The organism is Rhodanobacter sp. T12-5 (genome assembly GCF_008329435.1).
Lineage (GTDB): Bacteria > Pseudomonadota > Gammaproteobacteria > Xanthomonadales > Rhodanobacteraceae > Rhodanobacter.
Genome location: NZ_NPKN01000001.1, coordinates 405691 through 419759, shown reverse-complemented (window position 1 = coordinate 419759; position 14069 = coordinate 405691). Strand labels below are relative to the sequence as shown.

8 protein-coding genes and 1 riboswitch are annotated in these 14069 nt (G+C 66.5%); of the genes, 2 read left to right on the top strand and 6 right to left on the bottom strand.

Annotated features, from left to right (window positions below):
- Positions 1–71: 71 nt before the first annotated feature.
- From CIW53_RS01810 to ppc, 5 genes are all read right to left on the bottom strand, one after another.
- Positions 72–2486: an ADOP family duplicated permease gene (locus tag CIW53_RS01810; protein WP_149362990.1), complete on the bottom strand. Its 2415-nt coding sequence runs from the start codon at positions 2484–2486 to the stop codon at positions 72–74.
- Positions 2486–4930 carry an ADOP family duplicated permease gene (locus CIW53_RS01805; RefSeq protein WP_149362989.1) on the bottom strand — a complete coding sequence of 815 codons (2445 nt, stop codon included), beginning with the start codon at positions 4928–4930 and terminating at the stop codon, positions 2486–2488. The genes CIW53_RS01810 and CIW53_RS01805 overlap by 1 nt, the downstream gene beginning before the upstream one ends.
- Positions 4927–5691 (bottom strand): ABC transporter ATP-binding protein, encoded by a 765-nt coding sequence (locus CIW53_RS01800; RefSeq protein ID WP_149362988.1) that lies wholly within the window; start codon positions 5689–5691, stop codon positions 4927–4929. Before CIW53_RS01800 ends, CIW53_RS01805 begins: the two co-directional genes overlap by 4 nt.
- A 139-nt stretch (positions 5692–5830) precedes the next feature.
- Positions 5831–7084 carry an HlyD family efflux transporter periplasmic adaptor subunit gene (locus CIW53_RS01795; protein ID WP_149362987.1) on the bottom strand — a complete coding sequence of 418 codons (1254 nt, stop codon included), beginning with the start codon at positions 7082–7084 and terminating at the stop codon, positions 5831–5833.
- Positions 7085–7303: 219 nt separating this feature from the next.
- Positions 7304–10009, bottom strand: coding sequence for a phosphoenolpyruvate carboxylase (gene ppc / locus CIW53_RS01790; protein ID WP_149362986.1), 2706 nt, complete (start codon positions 10007–10009; stop codon positions 7304–7306).
- A gap of 106 nt (positions 10010–10115) precedes the next feature.
- Positions 10116–10214: riboswitch (S-adenosyl-L-homocysteine riboswitch) on the top strand.
- 73 nt (positions 10215–10287) lie between these two features.
- On the opposite strand from ppc, the gene ahcY reads away from it, so the two are divergent.
- On the top strand, positions 10288–11727 hold the full coding sequence (gene ahcY, locus CIW53_RS01785) for an adenosylhomocysteinase (RefSeq protein WP_149362985.1): 1440 nt from the start codon (positions 10288–10290) through the stop codon (positions 11725–11727).
- Positions 11728–11799: 72 nt separating this feature from the next.
- Here ahcY and CIW53_RS01780 read toward each other — a convergent pair whose 3' ends face one another.
- Complete coding sequence (locus CIW53_RS01780) at positions 11800–12435, bottom strand: NAD(P)H-dependent oxidoreductase (protein WP_149362984.1); 636 nt, start codon at positions 12433–12435, stop codon at positions 11800–11802.
- A 181-nt stretch (positions 12436–12616) separates the two neighbouring features.
- On the opposite strand from CIW53_RS01780, the gene CIW53_RS01775 reads away from it, so the two are divergent.
- Complete coding sequence (locus CIW53_RS01775) at positions 12617–14038, top strand: PLP-dependent aminotransferase family protein (protein ID WP_149362983.1); 1422 nt, start codon at positions 12617–12619, stop codon at positions 14036–14038.
- Positions 14039–14069 lie beyond the last annotated feature (31 nt).

Below are 14069 nucleotides of genomic sequence, written 5' to 3'. Positions count from 1 at the left end.
GCAGCATAGTAGGAGCCCGCTCGCGGGCGATGCTTTCACCGGAAGCCAGAGCATCGCCCGCGAGCGGGCTCCTACTCGTGGCGCAAGGCAATCGCCGGATCGACGCGCAGCGCGCGCGCCAGCGGCACCAGCGCGGCCAGCACGGCCGCACCGACCACCACCAGCAGCACCGGCACGAACACCACCGGGTCGTGGGCGCGCGTATGCAGGTTCGGATCGGCCAGCAGCCGCGACCATGGCAGCGCCAGGCCGAACCCGATGAACAACCCGATGCCGAGCTGCCAACCCAGTTGCCGGCCGGCATCGCGCAGGATCGCGCCATGGCCGGCACCGATCGCGCGACGGATGCCGATCTCGCGGGTGCGCTGGGTCACCGAGAACGAAAGCACGCCGTACAGGCCGGCCGCCGCCAGCAGCAGCGCGATCAGCCCCAGCGCGCCGAACAGTTCGGTCAGGATCATCAGGTTCAGTCGCGCCATCGTCATCGCGCGGGCCTGCGTGTGGACCGCGGTGACTGCCGCCTGGGGATCGACTCCATGCACCACCGACGTGAGTTGCCGGACATGGGCCGCCGCGCCGGCGTGGGTGCGCATCGCCAGCCGCATCGACTTCAGCGGCGTGGCTCCGGCCGCCTGTTGCAACGGCATCAGCAGGCCGGGCAACACTTTCTCGAGCGCACCATCGAGTTGCAGTGGCTCGATCACGCCGATGACCGTCACCGTCTCGGCGCCTGGCCTGCCCGGGTACAGCACGAGCTTGCGGTTCAGCACATCGCCCCCGGGCCAGAACGAAGCTGCCATCTTGGCGTCGATGACCACCACTTGCCGGCTGTCCGCGCGATCGCGCGCATCGAAGAAGCGCCCTTCGCGCAATCGCACACCGTAGGTATCCAGGAAATGCGGATCGACGATACCCATCTGCACCACCGGCCAGCCGTCGGCCGGCTGCGGCTGACCCGGCAGCGAGACGAACTCGTGGCTGCCGAGCAAGGCGCTGGGTATCGTGTTCGACGCCGTGGCATCGATCACATCCGGATCCTGGCGCAGGCGCTCGACGACGGTCTCGAAGAAGCGGATGCGCTGGGCGTCGCTGGCGTACGGCACGGCCGGCAAGGCCACGTAGGCAGTGAGGATCTGCGTGGCATGCGTGGCACCGACCGAGCGCTGTGCCAGCAGGCCACCCAGCGCGCGCACGAAGGTGCCGGCACCGACGAGCAGCACCACGGTCAGCGCAATTTCGGCAATCACCAATGCCTTGGCCACTTTCGCAAAGCCGCCACCGGAGCCCTTGCTGCCATCGCGCAAGGCATCCTGCAGATCGACGCGCGAAGCCCGCCATGCCGGAATCAGGCCAGCCACCGCCGTGGTCGTCATCGCGACCAGCAGCGCGAACGGCAGCACCCAGCCCTGGATGCCGAAACGGAAGAACAGGTTCGGCGGGTCGCCGTTGGCGACAAACACGCCCACCAGCCAGCGATTGCCGAAGTGCACGATCGGCAACGCCACGGCCAGCGCGGCCACGCTCAGAAGCAGGCTTTCGGCCAGTGCGCCAGCCATCAGACGCATGCGACTGCTCCCCAGCGCGCTGCGCAGAGCCAGTTCGCGACGCCGGTTCATCGTCTGCACCAATTGCAGGTTGGCCACGTTGACGCATGCCAGCAGCAACACCAGCGCCGCCGCGCCGAACATCAACCAGACCCAGCCACGCTCGTCTTCGGGAATGAAGCTGGTCGACAGGGGCTTGATCGCCAGCGCCCGCGCGCGTTGGCCGGTGGGCAGCGCCCGCTGCATCGCAGCTTCCCAAGTTGCCAGTTCTGCACGGGCCTGGCGCAGGCTCGACGACGGTGCCAGCCGGGCCACTTCCCATATCCTGCGGTGCCTGCCCTGTTCCAGCGGCAGCGGCATCCACAGCCGGCTGTCCTGGGGGAAACCGAAATCCGCCGGCAGCACGCCGACCACGGTCGCCCACTGGTCGTCCACCCGCACGGCACGACCGAGGATCTGCGGATCGGCGTGGAAGTCGTGCCGCCACAGCGTTTCACCGAGCAGCACCACCGATGGCGCGCCTGGCGCATCGTCCGCCGCGGTGAAGCCCCGCCCGAGGATCGGCTTCACGCCAAGCAACTGCATCATCGAAGCGGTGAGGTTGGCACCGCGTTCATAGGTCGCACCACTGCCATGACCGAGATTGAACCCGGTATCCACATACGCACCGGCCGCATCCACGCCACGCAGATGGCCCTTCAGCAGCAGGTACTGATCGCTGTCGATGGCCCACATACCGTAGCCGTTCGAGGAGGTCTCGCCGACGGCCATCAATCGCTGCGCCTGCGGAAACGGCAGCGGCTGCAGGATCATCGTGTTGACCAGGCTGAACAGGAACAGCACCACGCCCAGCCCCACACCCAGCACCGCCACCGACAACGTGGCGTAGCCCGGACGTCGCGCCAACCGGCCCCACGCCTCGCGAAATTCGCGCACGATCATCATCCTTCCCCTCGCAAGGCATGCATCGGCTGCACACGACCGGCGCGCAACGCCGGCAACAGACAGGCCAGCAAACCCGCAGCCGCCAGCACCACGCACACCCCACCCGTTGCCGCCGAATCGAACACGCTGCTGCGTCCGAGGAACGCCATCACCAACGTGGACAACGCACGTGCGATGCCCACCGCGATGCCCACGCCGATCGCCAGACCCAGCACGATCTGGATCAGGCCGCCGCGCAGCACCAGTTGCATCAGCCGCGACGGCCGCGCCCCCAGCGCCGCACGCACGCCGAACTCGCGCTCGCGCGCCGCCACCGCAACCGCCATCACCGCGTACAAGCCCGCCACGGCCAACAACAACGCCAGCGTGGCGAATACGCCGACCAGCCACAGGCTGAGCCGCACGGTCGCGGTGGTCTGGCTCACGATGCTGTTCATGCTGCGCAGGTGGGCGATCGGTTGCTCCGGTGCGATCTCCGCCAGTGCCTCGCGCACACCCGCCTGCCAGTCCATCGGGTTGCCGTGGCCACGCAGCGCGAAGCGCAGCGGCTCGAGATTGCGGAAGAGCACCATGACCGGCTCCGGCAGCTGCGCCAACGGCACGTAGAACACCGGTTGCAACGGGTGAAGTGGGCCCTTCTGCCAGGTGCTGCCCACCACGCCGACGATACGCGCCGGGTACACCGAATCGTCGGTACGAGGCACGTTGATCACCTTGCCCACCGCGTGACCACCGTAATAGGTGTCGGCCAGATCCTGGCTGACGATGGCGACCCGTTCGTTGCCGGCCAGGTCGTCACGCGTGAAGTCGCGCCCCTCGCGTAAGGGGATCGAGAACAGCTTGAGGAAACCAGGCCCGATACCGTGGTCCTGCGCCACGAACTGCTTGCCGTCCGGCGTATGCGGGTTTGTCTGGAGCTGCCCCAACATGCCATCGCTGGTGGGCAGATTGGTCGTCACCGCGGCATCGGTCACACCGGGTATCGCGCGCAGCCGTTGCACCAGCCGCTCTGACAGGTTCTCCACCGAAGCGACATCCGGGTAATCGGCCTTCACCGGTGCCAGCTCGAAAGTGAGGACGTTGTCGCCGGCAAACCCCAAGTGCAGCTGCGACGCATCGTAAAGCGCATGCATGAACGTGCCGGCGGTGCACAGAAGGATCGCCGCCAACGCCACCTGCGCCACCACCAGCATCCGGCCCAGCCGGCCACTGCGCATGCCGATCCCGCTGCGTCCGCCTTCGCGCAACTCATCCACGGTGGTCGAGCTGCGGCTGCGCCACAGTGCCAGCACCGCCGCCAGCAACGCGCCCAGCAAACCCACCGCGAAGGCCAGCGCCCATGCGCTTGCGCCGATATCCACGTGACCACCCCACAGCCATTCGGCGGGGATGAAGCGCTGCAACAAGGCCAGGCCCGCCAACGCCAGTGCCATGCCCGCCAGCGCGCCGCAACCGCCGATCAGCAGCCCTTCGCCCAACGCAGGCAGCATCAATCGCAGCAAGGGTGCGCCCAGCGCGCTGCGCACCGCGGCGTCGTGGTTGCTCGACAAGGCGCGCAGCAGCATCAGGTTGGTCAGGTTGACCAGCGCGATCAGCAATACCAGCAGTGCGCTGACCAGGAACATCAGCAGTATCGGCCGCGCATCCTGCTGCATGGTCGAGGCCAGGTTACCGGCACCGAAACGCGGCTTCTTCCAGTTGCCGCCCATGCCCATGTCTCGATACATCGCGCGCTCGCGTGCATCGGTCTGCGCCGACACGGCGGCGATGTCGGCACCGGGTGCCAGCCGCGCGATTGCCACGGTGCCGTTGTGGTTGTAGTCGTGGCTCCCCACCGGCAGCGCCGTCGGCAGCATCACGTCGCCCGGCCCCAGCACCGTGTTGAAGTCCGCCGACAGCACGCCGACGATGGTGCGCGGCGTGCCCTCCACCTGCAGGCTGCGGCCGATGACGTGGGCGTCGCCGCCGTAGCTGCGCTGCCAGAAGCCATACCCGAGGATCACTGCCGCCGGTCCATTCGGGCGATCCTCCCGCGTGTCGAAGTTGCGCCCCAGCATCGGCTGCAGGCCCAGCGTGGGCAGCATGTGCCGATCCATGTAGATCACCGGCACCTGCGCCGGCGCACCGGCGCCGGCGACGTTCACCGTCGATCCCGGCCGCTCCAGTCCCAGCGAAGTCACGCCATCGAGCTGGTCCAGGTACTGGTATTCGTGCGGCGAGATGCCACCCGGATGGCCGTTGTCGTGCAACCCGCCCAACACCACCAGCCGCGACGCCTGCGGCACCGGCAACGGTCGCCACAAGGTGTTCTGGATCAGCGTGGCCACCGCCACGCTGGCGCCGATGCCCAGCGCCAGCACGCCGGTGGCCAGCAGCACGAAGCCGGGGCGGCGCAGGCAGGCGCGCCAGCTGCGCCAGATTTCGGTCAGCCAGATGTTCACACGCCGGTCTCCACGCGCTGGCCGATCAGCGCGTCCAGGCGTTGCTCGTCTTCGTGGCGCAGGCGCTCGTAGGTTTCCTCGTCGACCACGCGGCCGTCGAACAGGCGGATCTTGCGCTGGGCGAGTTCGGCGTAGCGCACGTCGTGGGTGACCATGCAGAGGGTGGCGCCGCCCTTGTGCAGTTCGTCGAGCAGGGCCATCACCGCTTCGCCGTTGCGCGAGTCGAGGTTGCCGGTCGGCTCGTCGGCGAGCAGGATCGCCGGTCGGCCGACCAGGGCGCGCGCCACCGCCACGCGCTGCTGCTGGCCGCCGGAAAGCTGCGCCGGGTAATGGCGCATGCGATGCGCCATGCCGACGCGTTCCAACGACTCCTGCACGCGCTCGCGCCGTTCGGCGGTGCCGATACCGCTGCGATAGGTCAGCGGCAGTTCGACGTTCTCCTGCACGCTCAAGTCGCCGATCAGGTTGAACGCCTGGAAGATGAAGCCTATCTCCGCGTTGCGGATGCGCGCGCGTTCGGCCGCGTTGAGTACAGCCACGTCGTGACCGTTCAGCACGTAGCTGCCGGCGCTGGCGGTATCGAGCAGGCCGAGGATCGACAACAAGGTGGTCTTGCCGCAACCGGACGGACCGGAGATGGAGACGTACTCGCCGCGGCGGATGTCCAGGTGCACGTCGCTCAGTGCGTGGGTTTCCACCTCATCGGCCTGGAACACCTTGCGGATGCCGCCGAGGGCGATGACATTGGTCGGATCGTTCATGGGTTGCTCCGGAAAAATGTTCGAGGTCGTGTGGGAGCGGCTTCAGCCGCGATGCCCTGATACGGCGGATGGCGCGAGGGCATCGCGACTGGAGTCGCTCCCACATGGCGCGCCGGTGTCGAAGCGGCAAGCGGATATTTCATTTCAGCTTGATCCGATCATATTTGTCCCACTGGCTGGTATCGGACAGGATCACCCGATCGCCGGCTTTCAATCCGCGCAACACCTGCACGCGATCGACCGAGGCCACGCCGATACGCACCGGCACGCGGGTCGCGGTGTCGCCGGACGGGTCGAGGCGGAACAGGCTGAGGTCGCCGTCGGCATGCGCCAGCGCGGGGCGGCCCACCGACAGGACGTTCTGCAGTCGCGCGATGCGGATGCGTCCATCGACGGAGAGATCGGGGCGCGCACCCGGCGGCAATTTGCCGGCGAGATCGACGTCGACCTGCACGCTGCCGTTGCGCACGGCCGGGTCGACGCGCTGGACCTTGCCGTCGATCAGGCCGTTGTGCGTGTCCACGCTGACCGGCATGCCGATCGCCACGTCCTTGGCCTGCACTTCGGGCACCTGCAGACGCGCGCGCAACACATCCAGGCGCGCTACCCGCGCGAGGTTGGCACCTTCAGCCACCTGCGCACCTTCCTGCACCGCCACTTCCTGCAACACGCCGGCGATGCCGGCCCTGACCTGCAACGCATCGGCCTGGCGCTGGCGCAGCTGCAGGTTGCTGCGTTGCTGCTGCACGCGGGCCTGCGCAGCATCGATCTGCGCCTGCATGTTGCCGGCAAACGCGGCCACGCGCTGCTGCTCGATGCTCACGCGCTGCAATAACTGCTTCAGCGCGATCTGCCCCTGCTCGTACTGCACGCGCGGGATCACCTGCAGCCGGATGGCGGCCGTGTCTGCATCGGCCTTGATCTTGGCCGAGGCGTAGTCGGACTGCGCCTGCGCCTCGGCGGCGCGATGATCAAGCAGTTGCGACTGCATGTCCGCGCGCTTGGCAGCGACGTCGGCGACCGCTGCGGCCAACTGTGCCTGCGCATTGCGCAGCGCATCCTCGACCTCGGGATTGGACAACCGCAGCAGCGGGGTATCGGGCTCGACCTGGGCACCGGGCCACAGCAGGATCTTCTCGACCTGAGCGGCGGTGGCGGCCGCCAGCCAGCGGCTGTCGCGCGGCACCAGGGTGCCCGGCGCGCGTATCTCGCTGAGCATGTCGCCACTTTGCACGGCATCGATCCACAGGCTGGAGCGATCGGCATCCGGCAACGCCGGCCCGAGGCCAAGCACGCCGAGGATGCCGGCCACCACCAGCAGTGCGCCACCGCCGAGCAGGATCAGGCGGCGGCGACGCTTGCGCTGTTTGATGAGGGGGTTGGCAATATCCATGAGGCTGACAGAGCAATGCCCGTGCCAAGCGCGCAAGTGACTGTTTTCCATGCATCCGAAAGAGCCGCGACGAAGCGCCAGCGTCTGCATCCGGACAGCCGTGTCCGGACTCGTACATTTGCAGAGCATCGCGGCTGAAGCCGCTCCCACAGGTGCGTGCGAGTAGGCAGTTTCTGTGGGAGCGACTTCAGTCGCGATGCTCTTGAAGCGACGAATGGATCAGCCGGTGTTCTGCAGGCCTTGCGACACGCCGTTGACGCAGGCGACCAGCGCCTGCAGCAAGCTGTCGTCATGGCGCTCGTTTTTGCGCCAGCGCTGCAACAGGTCGACCTGGAGCAGGCTCATCGGATCGACGTAGGGGTTGCGCAGGCGGATCGAGGCGGCCAGGCGCGGATCGCCCTGCAGCAGCGCGTCGCTGCCCTTGAGTTGCAGCAGCCAGTGGCGGGTGCGGGCGAATTCGTCGCGGATCAGGCCGAAGAATTCCTCGTGCAGCGGTCCGGACAGTTTCGAGAACGCCTCGGCGATGTCGAGGTCGCACTTGGCCAGCACCATTTCCACGTCGTCGAGCAGATTGGCGAAAAACGGCCAGTCGCGCGCCATCTCGCCCAGTGCAGCTTCGCCGAACTCCTGCACGCCCTGCTCCAGAGCGCTGCCCAGACCGTACCAACCGGGCAGGATCGAGCGGCACTGGGTCCACGCGAATACCCACGGGATCGCGCGCAGGTCGTGCACGCCGCGCATGCTGCGGCGGCTGGCCGGGCGCGAACCCAGGGTCATCTGCTCGATCACATCGATCGGCGTGGCGCTGCGAAAGTAGTCGACGAAGCGCTCGTGCTCGACGAAGGCGCGGTAACTCTGCCGGCTGATCGCCGACAGTGCATTCATCCGTTCGCGCCAGCGCTCCTCGCGCGGTTCGGTCTCGCGCGGACGCAACGACGCACGCAACACGGCACCGACGGTCTGCTCCAGGTGGCGCAACGCCAGCGCGCGGATGCCGTATTTGCGATGGATCACCTCACCCTGCTCGGTCACCCGCAGCACTCCGGCCACCGCGCCGCGCGGCGAGGACATCAACGCCGGCGTGATGCGCGCACCGCCGCGGCTGGCCGAGCCGCCGCGGCCGTGGAAGAACGCCAGCTGGATGCCGGCCTCCTTCGCCACCTCCAGCAATTCCACCTGCGCACGCTGCAGGCCCCAGCGCGAGGCCAGCGTACCGCCGTCCTTGCCGCTGTCGGAGTAGCCGAGCATCACCCATTGCTGTTTGCCGCGGGCGGCCAGGTGCTGCCGGTAGACCGGGTCGTCGAGCAGCGCGCGCAATGTCGCCGGCGCATTTTTCAGGTCGTCGACGGTTTCGAACAGCGGCGCGATGTTGAGTGGCACGTTGTCGTTTTCGACCAGTCCGCCGTAACGTGCCAACGCCAGCACCGCCAGCACGTCGGCAGCCGAGCGCGCCATGCTGATGATGTACAGGCCGACCGCATCCTTGCCGTAGCGGCGTCTGGCATCGCCCAGGGTGGCGAACACGTCGTAGAGCGAAGTGACCACGTCGGCGTGGCTGATCGGGAAAAGCGACTTGCCGCTGGCGTACTCGCGCAGCTGGCCGGTTCGCTCTTCGGCCACGAGCTGCGGCCATGAAGGGTTGTCCAGCAGTGCCGCCAGCGCATCGTCATGCACGCGCGAATCCTGCCGCACGTCGAGCCGGGCCAGATGCAGGCCGAACGTGCGCACGCGGCGGATCAGCCGCTGCACCGCGTAGGCACCGGCGTGCAGGCCGCGATGATCGACCAGGCTGGTGGTGATCAGTTGCAGATCGTCGAGCAATTCCGTCGCGGACGTATAGCCTTCCGAATGATCGTTCTGCAGGGTCGCTTCCAGACGCGCACCGATCACGGTGAGCAGGCCGCGATACGGCATGTCGGCGTGGCGCGGTCGCACGCGTTCCGCAGCTGCTGGAAAACGTGCGCGATAGTCGTCGAGACGCCGCTGCAGGGCCGGATCGACGGTCACGCGGCCTTCGGTCTGGCTGAGCAGGCGCGCCAATGCGGCCACGTCGGCCATGTAGTGTTCGATCACGTGGGCGCGTTGCGTGGACAGGCTGGCGGCGATGGTCTGCGCGCCGACGTTCGGATTGCCGTCCATGTCGCCGCCGACCCAGGTGGCGAAGCCGAGCAGTTGCGGCAATTTCGCCGCCACGCCGTAGACCGTCTGCAACGCGTCGGCCAGTGCTTCGAACAGCGCAGGCACGATGCGGTAGATCGGGTTGGCCAGGTAGAAGCCGACGTGATGATGCTCGTCCTGCACGGTGGGCCGCACCGGCGAGGCCTCGGCGGTCTGCCAGCCCGAGGACAGTGCCATGTAGATGCGGTCGTCGTCCTCCTTGCGCTCCTGCGGCGTGCGGTTCTGGTCGAAGCCGTCGATCAGCGAGCGCACGATCGCCTGCTCCTTTTCCAGCAACGAGCGGCGCACTGCTTCGGTCGGATGGGCGGTGAACACCGGCTCGATCCACAGCCGGTCGAGCCAGCCCAGCAATTCGTCCGCGCCGACACCCTGCTGCTTGAGCTGGCCCAGCACGTCGAGCAGCGACTCCGGCTGCGGTGCGCTGCCCTCACGCTGGTAGTCGCGGCGACGACGGATGCGATGCACCTGCTCGGCCGTGTTCACCGCCTGGAAATAAGCTGCGAAGGCGCGCGCCAGCGCTTCGGCGTCTTTCGCATCGAGCCCGGCCAGCGAATCGGCAAGTTCGTCCACCAGGGCGCCTTCCCGGCGGCGCCGGATCGCGGCGATGCGCACCTGCTCGACCCGCTCGAAGAACCCTGCGCCGCCCTGCTCGGCCAGCATCCGACCGACCATCGCGCCGAGCCGGCTGACGTCCTCGCGCAGCGGGCCGTCGGGCGGCAGGAACTCGGGTTCGCGGCTCTCATCCATGCGTTGACTCCGGTGCTGGGACGTGGCGGGTGAACGGCCAGCCTACCGAATCGGGGCACTGGAGGCATCCATCGGCATCTCCCGCTACAATATCGGGCTTGTACTGCCCGCCGAGGGGCGCTGCGACCGTTCGACTGCGGGTCCATCCGTGGTCAGAAACCGGCCAGGCTCGGCGCGGCACGTTCCACAACGGCGCTCAGTACGCGAGTCCCTTCGCGGCAGACCGGCCATCCATGGCCGGACTTCTCGAAGGAGCCACGCATCAACTGGAGATACCCGTGAACGCCGCACTCAAAGAAAACACCCACGACTACAAGATCCGCGACCTCTCGCTGGCCGACTGGGGCCGCAAGGAACTGGACATCGCCGAGCACGAGATGCCGGGCCTGATGTCGATCCGCAAGAAGCACGCCGCCACGTTGCCGCTGAAGGGCGTGCGCGTGACCGGCTCGCTGCACATGACGATCCAGACCGCCGTGCTGATCGAGACGCTGAAGGACATCGGCGCCGACGTGCGCTGGGCCTCGTGCAACATCTTCTCGACCCAGGACCACGCCGCCGCCGCGATCGCCGCGACCGGCACGCCGGTGTTCGCCTGGAAGGGCGAGACGCTGGAGGAATACTGGGACTGCACCCTGGACGCGCTGAGCTTCCCCGACGGCAAGGGCGGTTTCCTTGGGCCCCAGCTGGTGGTCGACGACGGCGGCGACGTGACGCTGCTGATCCACAAGGGCTACGAGCTGGAGAACGGCTCGAAGTGGGTCGACGAGAAGGCGTCCTCGCACGAGGAACAGGTGATCAAGAACCTGCTCAAGCGCGTGCATGCCGAGCGCCCGGGCTACTGGCACACCGTGGTGAAGGACTGGAAGGGCGTCTCCGAGGAGACCACTACCGGCGTGCACCGCCTGTACCAGCTGGCCGAGGCGAAGTCGTTGCTGATCCCCGCGATCAACGTCAACGACTCGGTCACCAAGAGCAAGTTCGACAACCTGTACGGCTGCCGCGAATCGCTGGCCGATGGCCTGAAGCGTGCGATGGACGTGATGCTGGCCGGCAAGGTGGCCGTGGTCTGCGGCTACGGCGACGTCGGCAAGGGCTGCGCGCATTCGCTGCGTGCCTACGGCTCGCGCGTCGTCGTCACCGAGATCGATCCGATCAACGCGCTGCAGGCGGCAATGGAAGGCTTCGAGGTCAACACGGTCGAATCGACCCTGGGTCGGGGCGACATCTACGTCACCACCACCGGCAACAAGGACGTGCTCACCCTCGATCACCTGAAGTCGATGAAGGACCAGGCCATCGTCTGCAACATCGGCCACTTCGACAACGAGATCCAGGTCGACGCGCTGAATGCGATGGCCGGCGTGGAGAAGATCAACATCAAGCCGCAGGTGGACAAGTACGTGTTCGCCGACGGCCACGCGTTGTTCCTGCTCGCCGAGGGTCGCCTGGTGAATCTCGGCTGCGCCACCGGCCACCCGAGCTTCGTGATGTCCAACTCGTTCTCCAACCAGACCCTGGCGCAGATCGACCTGTGGGCGAACAAGGACAAGTACGAGAACAAGGTCTACATCCTGCCCAAGAAGCTGGACGAGGAAGTCGCGCGTCTGCACCTGGAAAAGATCGGCGTGAAGCTGACCACGCTGACCGCCGAGCAGGCCGGTTACCTCGGCGTGCCGGTGGAAGGCCCGTACAAGCCGGAGCATTACCGGTACTGATCAACATTGCTTCTGGTGAATCGAACGGGCACCGAAAGGTGCCCGTTTTTTTTCGTCCGATCGGTCATCGGCTCACCCATCCGCGTGCTGTCGCGTGGCCACGGTGTACCGCGAAAAATACTCCTGCAACGCCCGATCCGTCCGCCCCCTGGCCTCCGCTACGGCTTCGGGACCAAAGGCTGTTCCCTGGATCGAGAAGAAGGTCGGGTCATGCAGGCCGATCATGCCCAGGATCGCGGTGAGATACGGTGTGAGGAAGTCGGGCTGACGCGCGCGTTCTCCGGAAAACCTCCCGCCCGAGGCCACGGCGACGAAGACCTGGCGGTCACGCAGCAGGGCCGTCTTTCCTTCCGGACCCACATTGAACGTTCGACGGACGCGGGCAATATGGTCTATCCACAGCTTCAAAGCGGAGGGCACGGTGTAGTTGTGCATGGGCGTTCCTATGACCAGGACATCCGCGCTTTCCAGTTCCCCAATCAGTTCGTCGGACACGCGGGCAGAGCCTTCCCGGGATACGTCTTCGGCCGCCTGTTGTGAAGTCGCGTAATCCTCATCCACCGGCGGAATACCGCCGCCCGCGACAACCCTGTCCACCACCTCCGCGTTCGGATCGCCCTCCAGCAGGTATCCGACAATCTTGCGGGCGAGCCGATGGCTCTCCGATGCATGCCCGCGAGGGCTGCAGCTTACATGCAGAATTTTCATCACCCACCCGTCAGAAAGCGCGGCAGAGGGTTCATCCTACAAATCCCATGCTCTATACCGAAGGTCCATAAATAGACATTGCGAATGGTCCATGATCTGGCCTGGGTGGTCGCATCCGACCGAGCTGTCGGCTAGTCGGGTGGTACTATCACTACAGATCAACGGCGATACCGACCAGTCCATGAGCGTCGCGAAGACCAGCCCCATATCACCGGTGGATCCGACGGCGGCGGAACCTTTCTATCGCCAGATCTACAAGCGGTTTCGCCACGCCATCGCCAGTGGACTGTTGAAGCCGGGCGAGCGCATTCCCTCGGCACGTGCGCTGGCCCAGGAGCTGGGCTTGGCCAGAGGCACCATCGAGACGGCTTATTCGTTGCTGGCGGCGGAGGGCTATATCCAGGCGCGCGGCCAAGCCGGAACCATCGTGACGCCGGACCTCAGGCCGCAACCACCGGTTGCCGGCACGAAGCCTTCACCCGTGAGAGGCATGGCTGCCGCCAGCTTTCGCCCGGATTCGATTCTGCCGTTCCAGATGGGCCTGCCGGCGCTGGATGCCTTTCCCCGAAAGATATGGGCACGCCTGGGCGCGCGATGCGTACGTGCCATGCAGCCTTCCGACATGGCCTACCCGCCTGCATGCGGCTTGCAGGAACTGCGTACCGAAATCGCCGCCTATCTCAATGTCTCGCGCGGGATCAGTTGCTCTCCATACCAGGTATTCGTGACCTCGGGCTACCGCCACACGATGACGTTGATCGGCCATGCCGTGCTGAAGCGAGGAGATCGGGTCTGGCTTGAAGACCCGGGGTACCCGCACACGCGGAAAATGCTGGAACAAATGTGCATGACCGCCGTTCCGCTCCCTGTGGATGGGGACGGCATGGTGATTTCCGATGGCGTCCGTGCGGCGCCGCGAGCACGCGCAGCGGTGGTCACGCCGGCGCACCAGAGCCCGCTGTGTGTGACCCTGTCATTGCCCCGGCGCCTGGCACTGCTGGACTGGGCGGCACGAAACGACGCGTGGATCATCGAGGACGATTACGACGGCGAATACCGCTATGTCAGCCGCCCCCTGCCCGCATTGAAGAGTCTGGATCGCGACGGGCGAGTGCTCTATGCAGGCACGTTCAGCAAGGTGCTTTTTCCGGGTATCCGGCTTGCCTACCTTGTCGTGCCGGAGGCCCAGGTCGAGCGATTCGAACAGGTCAGCGAAGCCTTTGCCACGGATGGCCCCCAGCTTACGCAAGCGATCGTTACGGCTTTCATGAAGGAAGGGCACTTCGCGCGCCATATCCAGCGCATGCGCAAGCTCTATGCTGAACGTCGCGATGCAACTGCCGCTGGCTTGGAAAGCGTGCTGGGGAGGTACATGCGGATTGATCCGCAACCGGGTGGCATGCACCTGGTAATGCGACTGCGGGGCACGCGATCGGATCGCCAACTGGCCCGGCGCATGAGGGAACAGGGCATGCGTGCAGAAGCGTTGAGGGATTGCGTGATGGGCGGCGGCGGACCCTCGGCCCTGCTCCTCAACTTCACGAATATCGACTCCCGAGAAACCGCCGAGAATTTCGCGCAGCGAATCCTGCGCCTGCTCTGATCTGGCCGAGGCTCCCGGGGACTGAAACCCG

Bases quoted from the DNA above. Each gene is read 5' to 3' on its own strand.
- CIW53_RS01810 (WP_149362990.1), bottom strand. From the start codon at position 2,486: ATGATCGTGCGCGAATTTCGCGAGGCGTGGGGCCGGTTGGCGCGACGT.
- CIW53_RS01800 (WP_149362988.1), bottom strand. From the start codon at position 5,691: ATGAACGATCCGACCAATGTCATCGCCCTCGGCGGCATCCGCAAGGTG.
- CIW53_RS01795 (WP_149362987.1), bottom strand. From the start codon at position 7,084: ATGGATATTGCCAACCCCCTCATCAAACAGCGCAAGCGTCGCCGCCGC.
- ppc (WP_149362986.1), bottom strand. From the start codon at position 10,009: ATGGATGAGAGCCGCGAACCCGAGTTCCTGCCGCCCGACGGCCCGCTG.
- CIW53_RS01780 (WP_149362984.1), bottom strand. From the start codon at position 12,435: ATGAAAATTCTGCATGTAAGCTGCAGCCCTCGCGGGCATGCATCGGAG.
- CIW53_RS01775 (WP_149362983.1), top strand. From the start codon at position 12,617: ATGAGCGTCGCGAAGACCAGCCCCATATCACCGGTGGATCCGACGGCG.